The organism is Embleya hyalina, from assembly GCF_003967355.1.
Classification (GTDB): domain Bacteria; phylum Actinomycetota; class Actinomycetes; order Streptomycetales; family Streptomycetaceae; genus Embleya; species Embleya hyalina.
Window position 1 is genome coordinate 1 of record NZ_BIFH01000047.1, and the last position, 16938, is coordinate 16938.

A 16938-nucleotide genomic window follows, 5' to 3' on the forward strand; every position below is an offset into this window, starting at 1 on the left:
TCCCGTTACGACTCCGCCCCCGAGCGTCGCTCCCGTCGCGTCCCCGCCCCCGCGTCGTGTTCGCCCCGTCCCTTCGCGCCTTCGGCTCCCGCCATCCCGTGCCCGAAAGCTTCGTGGGCCGGTCGGCGTCCATTACCCGGTGTCGTTTCGCGTGTCGCGTTTCGGGCGGATCGGGTGGACTCGGGGGCGGCCGTCCGGGCCGCTGTCGACGGTGACGGTTGCCTGGTAGTGCTCGGCGATCGTGTCGGGGGTGAGTACCTCGGCGGCCGGGCCGGAGGAGACCGCGCGGCCGCCGACCAGCATCAGCAGGCGGTCCGCGTACTGGGCGGCCACGCTCAGGTCGTGCAGGGTGGTCAGGACGGTCAGGCCGTCGGTGATCCGCAGCGTGTCGACCAGTTCCAGGACCTGCTGCTGGTGGCCCAGGTCGAGGGCGGTGGTCGGCTCGTCCAGGAGCAGCACCGGGGCCTGCTGGGCCAGGGCGCGGGCCAGCACCACACGCTGCCGTTCGCCGCCGGAGAGCCGGCCCACGTCGCGGTCGGCGAAACGGCCCAGGTCGAGGCGGTCGAGCACCTCGCTCGCGATGGCGCGGTCGCGGCGGCCCGGGCGAGCCAGGTAGCCCAGGTGGGGGGTGCGGCCGAGGAGGACGTACTCGTGGACGGACATCTGGTCCGGCACGACCGGGTTCTGGGCGGTGTAGGCGATGGTCCGGGCCAGTTCGCGCGCGGAGAGGCCGCGGACCGGGCGGTCGGCCACGGTGATCTCGCCCACGTGGGGGAGCAGGCCGGCGACCGCCTTGAGGAGGGTGGACTTGCCGGCGCCGTTGGGGCCGATCACCGCCACCCATTCGCCGGGTTCGACGTCGGCGCGCACGTCGCGCAACACCGGGACGCCGTCCCGGTCGACCCCGGCCTCGCGCAGCGACAGGCGCGCGCTCACACGTCCACCTTCCGGGTGCCGCGCAGCACGAGGACGAAGAACGGCGCGCCGACGAACGCGGTGACCACGCCGATCGGGAGTTCGCCGGGCGCGGTCAGGGTGCGGGCGAGCACGTCGGTCAGGACCAGGAACGTGGCGCCGCACAGCAGCGACATCGGCAACACCCGCCGGTAGCTGCCGCCGACGAAGCGGCGCACGAGGTGCGGCACGACGATGCCGACGAAGCCGATCAGGCCGCTGATCGCGACCGCCGACGCGGTGGCGAGGGACGCCGCGAGCAGCACCACGAGCCGGACCCGGCCGGCCCGGACGCCCAGGCCCGCGGCCTCCTCGTCGCCCACCGACATCACGTCCAAAAGGCGGCCGTGCAGGACCAGCACCACCGTGCCGAGCAGCGCGTACGGCAGGACCATGCGCAGGTCGGCCCAGCCGATCCCGGACAGCCGGCCGAAGATCCACGAGTAGATCCGGCGCAACTCGTCGGTGTTGGCGGACTGGACGTAGGTCTGCGCGGCGGCCAGGAACTGGGCGACCGCCACACCCGCCAGGACCAGGTTCGCGGTACCGCCGGAGCGGTTCGCGGTCGTGCCGATGGCATAGGCGAGCAACACCCCGCCCATCGCCCCGACGAAGGAGGCGAGCGGCACCACCGGCACGCCGCCCACGCTGTCCCCGTGCGCGTACACGATCACCAGCGTCGCGCCCAGACCCGCGCCGGAGGCGGCGCCGAGCAGGTACGGGTCGGCCAGCGGATTGCGGAAGACGCCCTGGTAGCCGGCCCCGGCCAGGGCGAGCAGCCCGCCCACCATCACCGCGGCCAGCACGCGCGGCAGGCGCAGGTCCATCAGCACGGCGTGCTGTACCGGGGACAGCCCGTGGTCGACGTGCACGAGCGGCAACTCGTCGAGCAGCGCGAGCACCACCCCGCGTGCGGGCAGGTCGGCCGCGCCCACGATCAGACCGAGGACGACCGCGCCGACCAGCGAGGCGCCCGCGCAGAGCAGGGGCAGCAGCGCCGGTCGCCGTCGGGTCGCCAGGAGGTCCCGCATGGGCCGGCCGTCAGCCCTTCGCCGCACCGGCCCTGGTGACCGCGTCCGCCACGGCCCGGACCAGGTCCACCACGCGCGGACCCCAGCGCGAGGCGATGTCGTCGTCGAGCGCGACCACGCCGCCGCCGCGCACGGCCTTGAGCCGGTCCCAGCCCGGGCGCTTGGCCACCGTCTCGGCGCTCTGCCCGCCGCCCCCGGCGTCGGCGAGGAAGATCAGGTCGGGGTCGGACTGCACCAGGGCCTCGGCGGACAGCTGCGGGTAGCCCGAACCGCTCTTGTCCGCCTCGTCGGCGATGTTGCGCAGACCGAACTGCGCGTACACCTGACCGATGAAGGTCTTCGAGGTCGAGGTGAACAGCGTGTTGTCCAGCTCGTGGAAGTAGGTCAGCGGCTTCGCCGGCTTGGGCGTCGCGGCGACGACGGCCGCGATGTCGGATTTCATCCTCGTCGCCACCTCGCCCGCCTCGCGGCTGTGGCCGGTGGCCGCGCCCAGCGTGTTCAGCTGCGCGTAGGAGTCGTCGAAGGTCTTCGCGGCGGGCGTCAGCACCACCGGGATCCGCAACTTGTTCAGGGCCGCGACCACGCCGTCGGTGTCGTCGGTGGTCACCACCAGGTCGGGCGTGTAGTTGCTGATCGCCTCGACGTTCGGCTTGAAGCCGGACAGCTTGGTCTTGGGCGCGTTCGCCGGGAAGTTCGACTGGTCGTCGACCGCGGTGACCTGGCCGCCGGCGCCGATCGCGTACAACATCTCGGTCGCGGTGGGCGCGAGCGAGACGATCTTCTTCGGCGCGGCGGGGATGGTGACCTTGGCGCCGCCCGAGTCCACGGTCGCGGGGAACGCCTTGGTGTCGGGGCCCGACCCGGTGCCGGACGCCGCGGGCGCGCCCTGGGACCTGTCGTCCTTCGAGTCGTCCGAGTCACCGCACCCGGTCAGGACGAGCGCGCCGAACAGCAGCACGGCGGCGGAACGCAGCAGGGGCACGGATCTCAACGGAAACTCCAGGTCCACGGGACGCGGCAGGCGTCGGGACCCGTGGGGACGGATCGCCCCTCCTGCGAGGCCGATGTCGTCGGCGCGGACGAGGCGACCCGGCTCGGCGACCCCGGGGAGCGGGGCGGGCCATCACGGTTGCGGGACAGCGCCGGGATCACACCGGACTTCGCTGCGTTCGACGCCGTCGGCGACAAACCGGTCGCCGACGGGCGAACGATATCAACGCCCTCGTTCACCCTCGGTGATCGGGGGTGGTTTGCCGCCCCTCGCGGCACGCGGTGCGCCGCCGCCCCCGACTTGACCGACCCGCGAGAGCGAGTGCTTGCTTGGAGTGCGCTCGAACTCCGTAGCGTTCCCGTCATGCCCGTCCCACCGGGGCGGGCCTCCCACCGGAGGCTTCTCGATGTCGGTACAGCAGACCCGGCCGTCCGCGGACTACGAGGTCGGCAAGTACTCGATCGGCGAGGTGGCCGAACGCACCGGTCTGACCGCGCACACGCTGCGCTGGTACGAGCGGATCGGCCTGATGCGGCACGTCAGCCGCCAGCGCCCCCGGACGGGAGGGGACGGTAACGGGCGGGGGAGTCGTCGTCGCTACAGCGACCACGATCTCGACTGGCTGGAGTTCGTCGGCAAGATGCGCCTGACCGGGATGCCGGTGGCGGACATGCTCCGATACGCGGAGCTGGTCCGCCAGGGCGATCACACCCGGCGCGCGCGCCGAGAGCTGTTGGAGGACCACCGCGAGGAGGTCCGCGACCGCATCAGCGATCTCCAGAGCTGCCTGCTCGTCATCGACCACAAGATCGAGACGTACGCGGACGCGGAGGCGAGCAACGACGATGAGCACTCTCAAGCTGGGTGAGCACGGCCCGGAGATCTTCGCCCAGGGCCTGGGCTGCATGGGCATGAGCGCCTTCTACGCGGGCGCCGAGCACGACGCGTCGGTGGCCACCCTGGAGCGGGCCCTCGACCTGGGGGTCGACCTGTTCGACACCTCCGACGTCTACGGCCCGCACACCAACGAGGAACTGCTCGGGGCCTTCCTGGCCGAGGGCGATCGGCGCGCCCGGGTCACCCTGGCCACCAAGTTCGCGATCAGGTACACCGACGACGGCACGCGGGAGATCCGCGGCGACGCGGCCTACGTCAGGCAGGCCGCCGAGGCCAGCCTGCGCCGGCTGCGCACCGATGTGATCGACCTGTACTACATGCACCGCCGCGATGTCCGGGTGCCGATCGAGGAGACGGTCGGCGCGATGGCGGAGCTGGTCCGCGAGGGCAAGGTCCGGCACCTGGGCCTGTCCGAGGTGACCGCGAAGGAGCTGCACGCGGCGGCGGCCGTGCACCCGATCGCCGCCGTGCAGTCGGAATGGAGTCTGTTCACCCGCGACATCGAGGAGAGCGTGGTACCCGCCGTGCGTGCGGTCGGTGCCGCCCTGGTGGCCTACTCGCCGCTCGGCCGGGGCTTCCTCGGCGGTGCCTGGGCCAGCGCCGACACGCTTCCCGAGGGCGACTTCCGTCGTTTCCAGCCGCGCTTCACCGGCGACAACGCCGCGGCGAACGGGGCGATCCTGGCGCCGTTGCGGACGATCGCCGAGGCGCACGGCGCCACCCCCGCGCAGGTCGCGCTCGCCTGGGTGCAGTCGCGCACCCGGGCCTGGGGCCTGCCGGTGGTGTCGATTCCCGGGACCACCAAGCGGCACCGGCTGGAGGAGAACGTGGCGGCGGTCGACCTGGTGCTGACCGACGCCGACCTGGCCGCGCTCGAACCGATCGCCGGACAGGTCACCGGTGCGCGCTACCCGGACATGACGGGCACCTTCAACGACCGCGACTGAGCCGAACCCCGAGGCCGTCCCGCGCGGGGCGGCCTCAGCGGCGGCGGCCCTCGCGCTCCAGGCGCTCCACCACGTGCTGCCGCAGCAGGCCCTCGAACCCGGATTCGCGGATCCGCCGGGCGAGTGCCGAAGGCGTGGTGTTCAGGGCGGTCGCCGCCGCGTCCAGGGCCCAGCCGTGCGCGTGCAGCGTGGTGAGCAGGTGGCCGCGACGGATCTGCGCCGCGGACAGCCGGAACGTCTTGCAGTAGGCGAGTCGCCCGTCCTGGTGGGTGATGCGCTCGCCGATGTGGTTCTCCTCGTCGAGCCGGAACGAGGGCAGGAACCGGGACAGCTCGAACGGCCCCAGCCGGTACACCGACTCGCTCGTGTAGGAGCCCTCGCCGGTCAGGCCGGACAACATCAGGTGGTGGAACCGCTCCCAGGCCCCGGCCTGCCCGGCCGCCGCCCGGCGCAGGTCGGCGAGCGAGGACACCCGCTCGGCCTCGATCCCCACCACGAAGTCCGGCACCGCCTCGACGTAGTTCGCGTAGTGGAACAGCACCTCGCCGTACAGGTCTTCGAGCAGCGTCGCGTGCAGGGCCCGGTAGTCGGACGGATGCGGCACCACGAACACGCTCGCGAGCGTGTCCGCGACGTAGAGCGCGACCCCGCACTGGCCCCGATGGATCTCGAACACCTTGAGCGCGTCGGCCAGACCGCGCACCGCGTATCCGCAGTACGCCTCCTCCACGCGCGGCGACAAACCCTCGCGTACGGCCCGGTCGGTCCACTCTTCCCACACGATCGCGGGCCCGCCGAAGTGCAGCGCGAGATATCCCTCCAGGGCCAGGTGCATCGGCAGGAAGCGCAACCGGTTGCCGCCCAGGCCGCGGGCCATCCGGCGCGTCGCGCGCCGGGGCGGCATCCTCATCCGCGCGTTGCGCGGTGTGACCGGGCGCTCCTGGAGCTGGGTGCCGAACGCCGCGGTCCGATCCCCGTCGGGATCCCACGACGCGACGAAGGCGTGCGGAATGAAGGAGCGGTAGTAGGTGCCGTCGCCGACGTCGACGATCGAGGGATCACCGACCTCGTGGACCCGCCGATCCAGTCGCAGGCCGACCAGCGGCGCCTCGCGCACCAGCGGCACCAGCCGCACCGCGCCCCACACCTGCGCGGGCCGGGCGATCAGCCCGGTCGCCGCGAAACCGCCGTTCACGCCGCCGCCCTCCGGGACCGGAACCGGTCCTGACGATCCGCCAGATAGCGGCGCAGCTCGGCGAACCCGGCCCGCCCCTCGGCGAACCGGGCCAACTCCACCAGCGCCGGCACGTCCTCGGCGTCGCGCACCCCCACCGTCGGCACACTCGCCGACAACCGCTTCACGTCGAAGCCCTCCGCGTCGTACACCGGGTTCAGATGCACCACCGCCGTCGCCCCCGTCGGATCCAACCGCTCGCGCCACACCCGCAACACCTCGGCGGCCAGCCCCGGCGGACTGTTGTCCCACCCGTCCGAGACCACGATCAGCCGGTCCGGGGCCAGTTCGAGCGCGTCGATCAGGCGCTCGCCCAGCGGCGTCGGCCCGCTCGGCCGTACCAGCAGCGGATCGTGCGTGCCCGAGGTCCACAACCCGGTGAACTCCCCGGCCAGCGCCTTGAGCAGGAACCGACACGCGAGCGCCACGGCCAGCGGACGCTGCCGCTTCGCGGTCGAACCGAAGGACGAGAAACTGTCGTCGAGAACCGCGACCACCCGCCCCCAGGAGCCTGCGGCGGGGCCCGCCACGCGGCGTGCGGAGACGGTCATCGCGTGCCGCAACTCGTCGTGCCGGGCCGCCCGTTCGGCCTGCGACAGGGACAGTACGTACGACGCGAGCCGGGTCAGCGGCATCCCGGTGAGATCGGCCCGGACCGCCGCCACCCCGGCCCGCTCGGCCGCGTCCTGCAGGCGCAGGCGCTCCAGGCGGGTCAGCTGCGGAGCGATCTTCTCCAGGAACGTGGCCCGCTTGATGCCGTGCATCGAGGCCAGCCCCTCGGCCACGCTGTACGGCAGGTCGTAGAGCGCGCGCTGCGCGTAGTGCGCCTGTCGCCACGTCTCGAACAGCGGTGTGCCGAACGCCGACACCTTCCGCGGCGAGCTGAACAGGAACGTCCCGGTCTCGGCGGGCACTTCCAGATGCGCGTGCCGCATCGTCGCCTTCACCCCGGTCCGGTACTTCACCGCGTCGAGGACCGGATCGCGGCGCTGCGCCGTCCAGTCCCGCATGATCGCCCGGGTGCGCCGGTTGTTGACGCCGCGCCGGGCCAGCTCGCGAAACAGTCGCCAGACCCGCTGAGGGGCCATCAGCTCCAGCCGGCGGGCGATCAGTTCGCCCTCGCGGCGGCGCACCTCGGGGGTCAGGTCGCGGCTGCTCACCAGCAGGTTGCGGACGATCAGCGCGGCGTTGAAGTCGTTGATGTCCAGGGCCAGGGACGCGGCGTAGAGCTCGCGGTAGTTGCCCAGGATGTATTCGTGCAGGAACTCCACCGACAACCGCTGTGCGATCGCGTCGTCACGGAACTCGCGTTGCCCGGTGGAGGTCACCGCCGCGTTGACGAACATCACCACGTCTTCGCAGGCGACCAGGTCCCGGCGGTCCACCACGCATCCCCTCAGCCCGACGAAAGCGGATGCCGGCCGGGGAGTGGAGGAGCGAACAGCGAAGTGACGCTTAAGAGGCGATTCCGAAAGTCGCAAACCGAAGTCCCGCGGCCGGCCCGGAAAGTCTAGACCGGGGGTGATCCCGAAGGCGCGGGAAATAACGGCCGAGGCCCCGATCCGCGCAGGGATCGGGGCCTCGGCCGGGCTGTCGGCGGGTCAGGCGTCGCCGCCGACCGTGCCCACTCCGGCCGCCTTGACGTCCAGGAGCTGGTACTGCGCGATGGCCTTGGCCACCACGCCCGGGTCGATCTCGCCCCGGCGGGACAGCTCGGACAGCACGCCCACCACGACGGACTCGGTGTCCACGTGGAAGAAGCGCCGCGCCGCGCCGCGGGTGTCGGCGAAGCCGAAGCCGTCGGTGCCCAGCGACGCGAAGTCGGCCGGGACCCAGCGCGAGATCTGGTCCGGGACGGCCCGCATCCAGTCGCTGACCGCCACCACCGGGCCGGGCCGGCCGTCGAGCACGCGGGTCACGTACGGGATGTGCGGCTCGGCCTCGGGGTGGAGCAGGTTGTGCTCCTCCGCCGCGACCGCGTCGCGCCGCAGCTCGTTCCAGGAGGTGACCGACCAGACGTCGGCGACCACGTTCCAGTCCTGGGCGAGCAGCTTCTGCGCGTCCAGCGCCCACGGCATGCCGACACCGGAGGCGAGGATCTGGGCCCGCAGCGCGCCCTCCTTGGCGGGGCCGTCCTGGTAGAGGTACAGGCCCTTGAGGATGCCGTCCACGTCGACGTTCGCGGGCTCCGCCGGCTGCGCGATGGGCTCGTTGTAGACCGTCATGTAGTAGAAGACGTCCTCGGCGTTCTCGCCGTACATCCGCCGCAGACCGTCCTTGACGATGTGCGCGATCTCGTACGAGAAGGCCGGGTCGTACGCCACACAGGCCGGGTTGGTCGAGGCCAGCAGCTGCGAGTGCCCGTCCGCGTGCTGGGTGCCCTCGCCGGTCAGCGTGGTGCGACCGGCGGTGGCGCCGAGCACGAAGCCGCGGCTGAGCTGGTCGGCCATCTGCCAGAACTGGTCGCCGGTGCGCTGGAACCCGAACATCGAGTAGAAGACGTACACGGGGATCATCTGCTCGCCGTGCGTCGAGTACGTCGAGCCCGCGGCGATCAGCGACGCCACACAGCCGGCCTCGGAGATGCCGTCGTGCAGCATCTGGCCCTGCGCCGACTCCTTGTAGGACAGCAGCAGTTCCCGGTCCACCGAGTCGTAGGTCTGCCCGTGCGGGTTGTAGACCTTCGCGGTCGGGAACATCGCGTCCATGCCGAACGTGCGGTACTCGTCCGGCGCGATCGGCACGAAGCGCTTGCCGATCTCCGGGTCGCGCATCAGGTCCTTGAGCAGGCGTACGAACGCCTGCGTCGTGGCGACCGGCTGCTTCGAGCCCTTCTTCAGCACGCTGTAGACCGGGTCGCCGGGCAGCTTGAGCGCCTTGGACCGGTCCAGCCGCTGCGGCAGCGAACCGCCGAGCGCGGCGCGCCGCTCGCGCATGTACTCCATCTCCTCGGACTTCTCACCGGGGTGGAAGTACGGGGGGACGTCGCCCTCGAGTTGCTCGTCCGTGATCGGCAGGTAGAGCCGGTCGCGGAACGCCTTCAGGTCCGACTTGGTGAGCTTCTTCATCTGGTGCGTGGCGTTGCGCGACTCGAAGTTCGGGCCGAGCGTCCACCCCTTCACCGTCTGCGCCAGGATCACCGTCGGCTGGCCGACGTGCTCACGTGCCGACTTGAAGGCCGCGTAGACCTTGCGGTAGTCGTGCCCGCCGCGGCCGAGCTTTTGGATGTCCTCGTCGGACAGTTCCGACACCATGCGGCGCAGCCGCGCGTCGTCGCCGAAGAAGTGCTCGCGTACGTAGGCGCCGGACTCCACCGCGTAGGTCTGGAACTGGCCGTCGGGCGTCGTGTTCATCTTGTTCACGAGCGCGCCGTCGGTGTCCTGGGCCAGCAGCGGGTCCCAGTCGCGGCCCCAGACGACCTTGATCACGTTCCAGCCGGCGCCGCGGAAGTACGACTCCAGCTCCTGGATGATCTTGCCGTTGCCGCGCACCGGACCGTCGAGTCGCTGCAGGTTGCAGTTGATCACGAAGGTGAGGTTGTCCAGCTCCTCGCGCGCGGCCAGGCCGATGTTGCCGAGCGACTCCGGCTCGTCCATCTCGCCGTCGCCGAGGAAGGCCCAGACGTGGCTGCGCGAGGTGTCCTTGATGTTGCGGTTGTGCAGGTAGCGGTTGAACCGGGCCTGGTAGATCGCCCCGAGCGGGCCCAGGCCCATCGAGACGGTCGGGAACTCCCAGAACTCCGGCATCATCCGCGGGTGCGGGTAGCTGGGCAGCCCGTTCGGCGCGGCCGACTTCTCCTGCCGGAAGCCGTCGAGCTGGGCCTCGCTCAGGCGTCCTTCCAGGAAGGCACGTGCGTAGATGCCCGGCGACGCGTGTCCCTGGAAGTAGATCTGGTCGCCCGACTCCCCGTGGTCCTTGCCGCGGAAGAAGTGGTTGAAGCCGACCTCGTACAGGCTCGCCGAGGACGCGTAGGTGGCGATGTGGCCACCGACGCCCAGGCCGGGCCGGTTGGCCCGCGACACCATGATCGCGGCGTTCCACCGGACGAACGCACGGATGCGCCGTTCGATGTTCTCGTCGCCGGGGAACCAGGGCTCGCTCTCCGGGGCAATCGTGTTGATGTAGTCCGTGCTCCGCAGGCCCGGCACGCCGACCTGACGTTCACGGGCCCGTTCGAGCAGCTTGAGCATGATGTAGCGGGCTCGCTGGCGGCCCTGCTCGTTGATGACTGCGTCCAGCGACTCCAGCCATTCCCCGGTCTCGTTCGGATCGATGTCGGGGAGCTGGCTCGGGAGGCCGTCGCTGATGATCGAGAAGCGCTCTCGTCCGGAAGCCACGCTGTTCCTTCGCCTTATCGGTAGATGGGGACCCTCCCCGCGAGAGCGGGGTCGACCACCCTGAGCGGTGTCGCGCCGTCCCCATCGTGGTACCCGGACGTCGGATCCGTCATCTCTACCGACCGGTAATGGACCGGCGGGGTGCCCGCCTGCGTCTCATCCACCGATCATGTACCGAGCCCGATCCGTGTTCGGTTACCGCGACAGGAGCGGAGCTGCCCTGATCGTCCGGCTGTCACCGGACGCTCCACGCGGCGGTTCGCGATTGCGGGGTGATGCAACCGTGAACCTCCAAGACCTTACGCCGAGTGTCTTACGCACAGAGCACTGGCGTAGTTCCCTGGGAGGGTGTGAGTGGTTTCGCACCCGTTCGACAGGGAGGTCAGGGCTGATGCGGGCACGAATCGGCGACCGGCTCCACGTGCACGGGAAAACGGTCGGCCGAGGCGATCGATTCGGGGAGATCATCGAGGTCAGGGGCCCGGACGGCGGGCCGCCGTACGTGGTGCGGTTCGAGGACGGGCACGCCGGTCCGGTGATCCCCGGCGCCGACGCGGTGATCGAGCGGGTCGGCGGCGCGGATCCGGCCGCGGGGCGGCCCCGGCGCACCTGGTGAGCTTTCGTCTGTCAGGCTGGACCCTCGAATACGTTGCGTGATCCACGCCCGGTGGGGGTAGCTTCCGCACGACACGTGGTGTGGCGTTTGTGCGAGTACGTGACCTGGGTACTTGCGCGAACAGCCTGGCGCGTGTGGACTTACGCGCGTGAGCCCCGAAGCGTTGTGGGGCCGGACAAGGGAGGTTGATTCGTGAGCGCGACCGCGGACCACGCGGAAGAGCGGGCCAACTCGGCCGTTCGACTTGGGTTCCAGCCCGGACAGGTGGTCCAGGAGCTCGGTTACGACGACGACGTGGACCAGGAGTTGCGCGAGGAGATCGCGGAACTCACCGGAAACGAACTCGTCGATGAGGACTACGAGGAGGACGTTGCCGACGTCGTCCTGTTGTGGTTCCGGGAGGACGACGGCGACCTCGTCGACACCCTCGTGGATGCCCTCGCCACGCTCACGGACGGCGGCCATATCTGGCTGCTGACCCCGAAGACCGGCCGGGACGGATATGTAGAACCCTCGGACATCGGTGAAGCCGCGCCGACGGCGGGATTGGCCCGCACGACGAGCTTCGGCGCCGTCAAGGACTGGTCGGCGACCCGTCTGGTGTCGCCCAAGGCGGTGCGCAGCGGCAAGAAGTGACTCGACGCCACTGCGGTAAGCAGACGAAGAGACCCCGGTGCGGTGACGAAGGTCACCGCACCGGGGTCTCGGCTGTTCGGGGCCTCTCGGCTGTTCCGGGTCAGGGGCGGGTTCGGGTGAGGGTGGGGAGCAGGGCCGTCATGCGGCCGACGCCGCCGAGCGCGGCGGCGGTCAGGCGCAGGGCCGGGCCGCCGGGCAGGCCCGGGACGTGGTCGAGCAGGGGGGCCAGGGACAGCAGGCCCGCCAGGTTGTGCGGCTTCAGGTCGCGGCGGGCCAGGAGGGCGGGGACCGGGCGGCGGCCGGCGGAGGCGTCCAGGAGCAGGGCGGCGGCGCGGGCCTCGACGGCGGGGAGGTTCGGGCGGCCGGGCGGGAGCGGGAAGACCTCCCAGCCGGTGCCGGCCGCGCCGGGCGCGGCGAAGCCCCAGCCGCCGCCGGGGACGGCCAGGCCGGTACGGGCCCGGACGCCGTGCCGGGCGGCGAGCGCGCCGGTGATGTCGGCCAGGGCCAGGACGCCGGCGTCCAGCAGCTCCGGCGGCGGTTCGCCCGCGCCGCAGGGGGCCAGGTCGAGCGCGTGTACGGCCAGCTCGTAGGCGATCGCGCCGAACTGGGTGAGCAGCGGGACCGGGCCGACCTGCGAGCCGGTGCGGGCCAGTGCCAGGGACGGGTCCCGGGTGGTGGCGTCGAACGCGGCGACCAGTCGGGCCCGGCCGTCGTCGAGCGCGGCGAGCAGTTCCTCCCGATCGGCGTCGCGATGGGCCAGGACCAGGCGCGCGTTGACGTCGTCCTGGTGCATCGGCGCCGCGTCCGGGGCCCGTCGGCCGCTCGCCTCGGCCAGCAGGCGGGCGAGCAGCGGGGCGTCGGGCCAGGACGCGAGGTGGGTGATCACGGCGCGGCCGTCCCAGCCCGGCAGGCGGGACGGCGCGTCGGGGTCGACCCGGCCGGCCAGCTCGCGGAAGGCGTCCCAGGCGGCCAGGGCCCGCGTGCGCTGCGCCTCGGCGGGCATGGAGGCGGTGCCCCATGGGCCGCTGACGATCTCGATCGAGGACATGCCCGCATACTGCCCGCTTCCCCGACCACCGAACGCCGGGCCCCCACCCGCCCGTGCCGGCTTCCGTGCGCCATCCGGCTAGGCTCGCCGGCGCGAAACGGACGTCGACCGGGACGAGGAGACACACACGATGACCGTGGAGATCGGTAGCGAGGCGCCCGACTTCGAACTGCGGAACCAGCACGGCGAGTGTGTGCGGCTCGCGGACTTCCGCGGGGAGAAGAACGTGCTCCTCGTCTTCTACCCCTTCGCGTTCACCAGCGTGTGCACGGCCGAGCTCGGTGCGCTGCGCGACGGGCTCCCCGCCTTCCGGAACGACGATGCGCAGGTGCTCGCGGTCTCCTGTGACGCGCCGTTCTCGCTGCGGGTGTTCGCCGAGGCGGAGGGCTACGAGTTTCCGCTGCTCTCGGACTTCTGGCCGCACGGCGCCGCGGCTCGGGCGTACGGGGTCTTCGCCGAGGACAAGGGGTGCGCGTTGCGGGCGAGCTTCGTGATCGACCGGGACGGCGTGATCCGCTGGAGCGTGGTCAACGCGATGCCCGACGCGCGGGACCGGACGGAGTACCACAGGGCGCTCGCGGCGCTGTGAGGCGAGGTTCGTCGGCCGGTTCGGGCGTAGCTCGGGCCGGGGCGGGTACCCATGCCGCGGCGAGACCTCCCGCCGGTCAGGAACTCATGACTAGGATCGGCGCGTTGTCACGTCGTAGGCGAAAATCCCGGGGCACCCGTTGCTCCATGAACTTTTTGGAGGACTCGTGGGCGTCAGCCTGAGCAAGGGCGGCAACGTCTCGCTCTCGAAGGAGGCTCCCGGCCTGACCGCCGTTCTCGTCGGCCTGGGTTGGGACGTGCGTACGACCACCGGCACGGACTTCGACCTCGACGCGAGCGCGATCCTGCTCAACGGAAGCGGCCAGGCGCCGTCGGACGGGCACTTCGTCTTCTTCAACAACCTGAAGAGCCCCGACGGCTCCGTCGAGCACACCGGCGACAACCTCACCGGCGAGGGCGAGGGCGACGACGAGGCGATCAAGGTCAACCTCGCGGGTGTCCCCGCCGATGTCGAGCGGATCGTCTTCCCGGTCTCGATCTACGACGCCGAGACGCGGCAGCAGAGCTTCGGTCAGGTCCGCAACGCGTTCATTCGCATCGTGAACCAGGCCGACAACAAGGAACTCGCCCGGTACGACCTCACCGAGGACGCGTCGACCGAGACCGCGATGGTGTTCGGCGAGCTGTACCGCAACGGCGCGGAGTGGAAGTTCCGCGCGGTGGGCCAGGGCTACGCGTCCGGCCTGCGCGGCATCGCCAAGGACTTCGGGGTCAACGTCTGACCCGGGCGCACAGTGATCGACGCCCGCCGACCGCTCACCGCGGTCGGCGGGCGTTCGTCGTCCCGGACCGGTCGGGCCCGCGCCGAGGGCTGTCGATTGTGCCCCTGTACACGTCTCGAGCTGTGCAAAAAGGGGGTCCCGGCGGGTCGGGGGCGTGGCAAGGTTGAACGCGAATGTACGACGATCAGGAGGATTCGATGGGGGTCACCCTCGCCAAGGGCGGAAACGTCTCGCTGAGCAAGGCCGCACCCAATCTCACCAATGTGCTGGTGGGTCTGGGCTGGGACGCGCGCGCCACCACGGGCGCCTCGTTCGACCTGGACGCGAGTGCGCTGCTGTGCGGTGGGGCGGGCAAGGTGCTCGGCGACGACTATTTCGTGTTCTACAACAACCTGAAGAGCCCCGAGGGGTCGATCGAGCACACCGGTGACAACCTCACCGGCGACGGCGACGGTGACGACGAGGTGATCCTGGTCGACCTGACGGCCGTTCCGGAGCAGGTCGAGAAGGTGGTTTTCCCCGTCTCCATCTACGACGCGGAGATGCGCGGGCAGACCTTCGGCCAGGTCCGCAACGCCTACATTCGGATCGTGAATCAGGCGGACAACAACGAGCTGGCGCGTTACGACCTGACCGAGGACGCGTCAAGCGAGACTGCCATGATCTTTGGAGAACTTTACCGTTACCAGGGGGAGTGGAAGTTCCGCGCAGTAGGGCAGGGGTACGCTTCGGGCCTGCGGGGGATCGCACTCGACTTCGGCGTCAGCGTGCAATGAGTACGTGCTGACGGTGTGTCAGGGTCGGTCACCCGGTGGGGCCGGCCCTGACGCCTTTTCCGAGGACTCTCGGGTGGGGGACGAGGGCCGGTCTTCCTGATGACCCACCCGGAGATTGCAATCCCAGGTAGATAAGGACCTCATCCGTGGTAATCCGTACGTTCGGCTGGTCGTTCGCTGTGACGGCGGTCGGTCTCGCCGTCGCCGCCTATTTCTGGGGAGCGACCGGATTCGGCATCGTGCTGATCCTGTCGATCCTCGAGATCTCGTTGTCTTTCGACAACGCTGTAGTAAATGCCACGATCCTCAAGAAGATGAATGCCTTCTGGCAGAAGATGTTCCTGACGGTCGGCATTCTCATCGCCGTCTTCGGCATGCGTCTCGTCTTCCCGCTGCTCATCGTGTGTCTGACCGCCGGAATGAGTCCGACGGACGTGGTGGACCTGGCGTTCCACGAGGACAAGATGATCGACGGGATGACCTACGCGAACCACCTGGACGAGGCACACCCGGCGATCGCCGCCTTCGGTGGGATGTTCCTGCTGATGATCTTCCTGGACTTCATGTTCGACGAGGAGCGCGAGCACCACTGGGTCGGCCCGCTGGAACGGTTCACCGGCAAGCTCGGCAAGCTCGACGTGCTGTCCACGCTGATCGCGCTGATCGTCCTCGTGGTCACCGCGCAGACGATCGCGCCCGCGCACAAGGAGGGCACGGTCATGGTGGCGGGCGTGCTCGGCCTGATCGCCTACCTGGGTGTCGGCGGGCTCTCGGACTACTTCGAGACACACGGCACGCTCGGTGAGATCAACGCGGCCGAGGACGACGAGGACGACGAGGCCGAGGAGGGCGCCGCGGTGGCCCGGCCCGCGCGCAGCGGCCCGAACGGTGCGCAGCTGGCCGCCGGCAAGGCCGCGTTCTTCCTGTTCCTCTACCTCGAGGTGCTGGACGCGTCGTTCTCCTTCGACGGTGTGGTCGGCGCGTTCGCCATCACCCAGGACCTGCTGATGATCACGCTGGGTCTGGGCATCGGCGCGATGTACATCCGTTCGCTGACCGTCTACCTGGTGCGTCAGGGCACGCTGGACGACTACGTGTACCTGGAGCACGGCGCGATGTACGCGATCGGCGCGCTGGCGAGCATCCTGATCCTGTCGATCAAGTGGGAGATCCACGAGGTGATCACCGGTGTGGTCGGGGTCGGCTTCATCGGCGTCGCGCTGATCTCCTCGATCATGCGCAACAAGCGGATCGGGCACGTCCCGGGGCAGAACGGCGAGGCCAAGGCCGAGGCGGCCTAGCGGCCCGGCGGCTTTGCCGCGCGAGCACGACCGGTACCGCGTCCGACGATCCGTCGGGCGCGGTACCGGTGTTTTCCGGCCCGGTTATGTTGTGTACTGAAGCCGCCACCACGCGTACGCGGGCACGGGATCAGGGGAGGGCTTGATGCCGCTTTTCGACTGGCGTCGGGGATTGATCGAACGCGAGCCGGACCACGGCGGGCACAAGGTCGCGCTGACCCGCTCGACGCCCGAGGTCTCGCTGACCCAGGCGGGCTCGGCGACCGGCACGCTGCGGGTCAACCTGCACTGGAACCCGCAGGTCGAGCAGGCGCCGCCGCGCCAGCGCAGCGGCGGGCTGTTCCGGCCGCTGGCCGTGCAGGCGCCGCCGCTGCCGCAGAAGATCGACCTCGACCTGGGCTGCATGTGGGAGATGTCCGACGGCTCCAAGGGCGTGGTCCAGGCGCTCGGCAACCTGTACGGGCAGTTCAGCCAGCCGCCGTACGTGCGTCTGGACACCGACGACCGCTCCGGGTCGGCGTCGGGCGAGACGCTGTTCATCAACATCGACCAGGCGCGCAACGTGCGCCGACTGCTCATCTTCGTCTACATCTACGAGGGCATTCCGGCGTTCGACCAGGTCAACGGCGTGGTCACGCTGTTCCCGAACGCGGGCCTGCCGATCGAGGTGCGGCTGGACGAGCACGCGCGCGAGGCGCACACCTGCGCGGTGGCGGTGGTGGAGAACCACGGCGACGACATCGTGGTCCGCCGCGAGGTGCGCTACGTGCACGGCTATCAGGCCGAGTTGGACCGCGAGTACGGGTGGGGTCTGCTGTGGGCGCGCGGCTACAAGTGAG

The 16938-nt window shown here is 70.6% G+C and carries 16 protein-coding genes; 9 read left to right on the forward strand and 7 right to left on the reverse strand.

Annotation, left to right across the window (positions count from 1 at the left end; translation table 11 throughout):
* Positions 1 to 132: 132 nt before the first annotated feature.
* The 3 genes from EMA17_RS44205 to EMA17_RS44215 are packed head-to-tail and all read right to left on the reverse strand — an operon-like array spanning position 133 to position 2967.
* Entirely contained in the window at positions 133 to 936 is an 804-nt protein-coding gene (locus EMA17_RS44205) for an ABC transporter ATP-binding protein (RefSeq protein ID WP_126642873.1), read from the reverse strand.
* Positions 933 to 1985, reverse strand: a complete 1053-nt coding sequence (locus EMA17_RS44210; RefSeq protein WP_126642874.1) for a FecCD family ABC transporter permease — start codon at positions 1983 to 1985, stop codon at positions 933 to 935. Before EMA17_RS44210 ends, EMA17_RS44205 begins: the two co-directional genes overlap by 4 nt.
* A gap of 10 nt (positions 1986 to 1995) precedes the next feature.
* Positions 1996 to 2967, reverse strand: a complete 972-nt coding sequence (locus EMA17_RS44215) for an ABC transporter substrate-binding protein (RefSeq protein WP_246127297.1) — start codon at positions 2965 to 2967, stop codon at positions 1996 to 1998.
* Positions 2968 to 3382: 415 nt separating this feature from the next.
* Between EMA17_RS44215 and EMA17_RS44220 the strand changes: the two genes are divergently transcribed.
* Positions 3383 to 3844, forward strand: a complete 462-nt coding sequence (locus EMA17_RS44220; protein WP_126642875.1) for a MerR family transcriptional regulator — start codon at positions 3383 to 3385, stop codon at positions 3842 to 3844.
* Positions 3822 to 4820 carry an aldo/keto reductase gene (locus tag EMA17_RS44225; protein ID WP_126642876.1) on the forward strand — a complete coding sequence of 333 codons (999 nt, stop codon included), beginning with the start codon at positions 3822 to 3824 and terminating at the stop codon, positions 4818 to 4820. Before EMA17_RS44220 ends, EMA17_RS44225 begins: the two co-directional genes overlap by 23 nt.
* A gap of 34 nt (positions 4821 to 4854) precedes the next feature.
* Here the strand turns inward: EMA17_RS44225 and EMA17_RS44230 are convergent, their stop codons facing one another.
* The 3 genes from EMA17_RS44230 to aceE form a co-directional block, all read right to left on the reverse strand.
* The gene (locus EMA17_RS44230; RefSeq protein WP_126642877.1) at positions 4855 to 6015 is read right to left on the reverse strand and encodes an ARPP-2 domain-containing protein; all 1161 of its coding nucleotides are present in this window, start codon (positions 6013 to 6015) and stop codon (positions 4855 to 4857) included.
* A complete protein-coding gene (locus tag EMA17_RS44235) occupies positions 6012 to 7442 on the reverse strand; it encodes a hypothetical protein (protein ID WP_126642878.1) in 1431 nt (476 codons plus the stop codon). The genes EMA17_RS44230 and EMA17_RS44235 overlap by 4 nt, the downstream gene beginning before the upstream one ends.
* 213 nt (positions 7443 to 7655) lie before the next feature.
* On the reverse strand, positions 7656 to 10391 hold the full coding sequence (gene aceE, locus EMA17_RS44240) for a pyruvate dehydrogenase (acetyl-transferring), homodimeric type (RefSeq protein ID WP_126642879.1): 2736 nt from the start codon (positions 10389 to 10391) through the stop codon (positions 7656 to 7658).
* A gap of 391 nt (positions 10392 to 10782) precedes the next feature.
* Here aceE and EMA17_RS44245 point away from each other — a divergent pair, with 391 nt between their 5' ends.
* Together EMA17_RS44245 and EMA17_RS44250 are read left to right on the forward strand one after the other, a co-directional pair.
* Complete coding sequence (locus tag EMA17_RS44245) at positions 10783 to 11007, forward strand: DUF1918 domain-containing protein (RefSeq protein WP_126642880.1); 225 nt, start codon at positions 10783 to 10785, stop codon at positions 11005 to 11007.
* A gap of 192 nt (positions 11008 to 11199) precedes the next feature.
* On the forward strand, positions 11200 to 11643 hold the full coding sequence (locus EMA17_RS44250) for a DUF3052 domain-containing protein (RefSeq protein ID WP_126642881.1): 444 nt from the start codon (positions 11200 to 11202) through the stop codon (positions 11641 to 11643).
* 100 nt (positions 11644 to 11743) lie between these two features.
* Here EMA17_RS44250 and EMA17_RS44255 read toward each other — a convergent pair whose 3' ends face one another.
* Positions 11744 to 12691 carry a maleylpyruvate isomerase N-terminal domain-containing protein gene (locus tag EMA17_RS44255; protein WP_126642882.1) on the reverse strand — a complete coding sequence of 316 codons (948 nt, stop codon included), beginning with the start codon at positions 12689 to 12691 and terminating at the stop codon, positions 11744 to 11746.
* 130 nt (positions 12692 to 12821) lie between these two features.
* Here EMA17_RS44255 and EMA17_RS44260 point away from each other — a divergent pair, with 130 nt between their 5' ends.
* The 5 genes from EMA17_RS44260 to EMA17_RS44280 all read left to right on the forward strand — a co-directional run bounded on the left by EMA17_RS44260 (position 12822) and on the right by EMA17_RS44280 (position 16937).
* Positions 12822 to 13280, forward strand: coding sequence for a peroxiredoxin (locus EMA17_RS44260; RefSeq protein ID WP_126642883.1), 459 nt, complete (start codon positions 12822 to 12824; stop codon positions 13278 to 13280).
* A 166-nt stretch (positions 13281 to 13446) separates the two neighbouring features.
* Complete coding sequence (locus tag EMA17_RS44265) at positions 13447 to 14022, forward strand: TerD family protein (RefSeq protein WP_126642884.1); 576 nt, start codon at positions 13447 to 13449, stop codon at positions 14020 to 14022.
* A gap of 197 nt (positions 14023 to 14219) precedes the next feature.
* Positions 14220 to 14798, forward strand: a complete 579-nt coding sequence (locus EMA17_RS44270; protein WP_126642955.1) for a TerD family protein — start codon at positions 14220 to 14222, stop codon at positions 14796 to 14798.
* A 146-nt stretch (positions 14799 to 14944) separates the two neighbouring features.
* Positions 14945 to 16099 (forward strand): DUF475 domain-containing protein, encoded by a 1155-nt coding sequence (locus EMA17_RS44275; RefSeq protein ID WP_126642885.1) that lies wholly within the window; start codon positions 14945 to 14947, stop codon positions 16097 to 16099.
* Positions 16100 to 16244: 145 nt separating this feature from the next.
* Positions 16245 to 16937, forward strand: coding sequence for a Tellurium resistance (locus EMA17_RS44280; protein WP_126642886.1), 693 nt, complete (start codon positions 16245 to 16247; stop codon positions 16935 to 16937).
* The last annotated feature ends 1 nt before the right edge of the window (position 16938 follow it).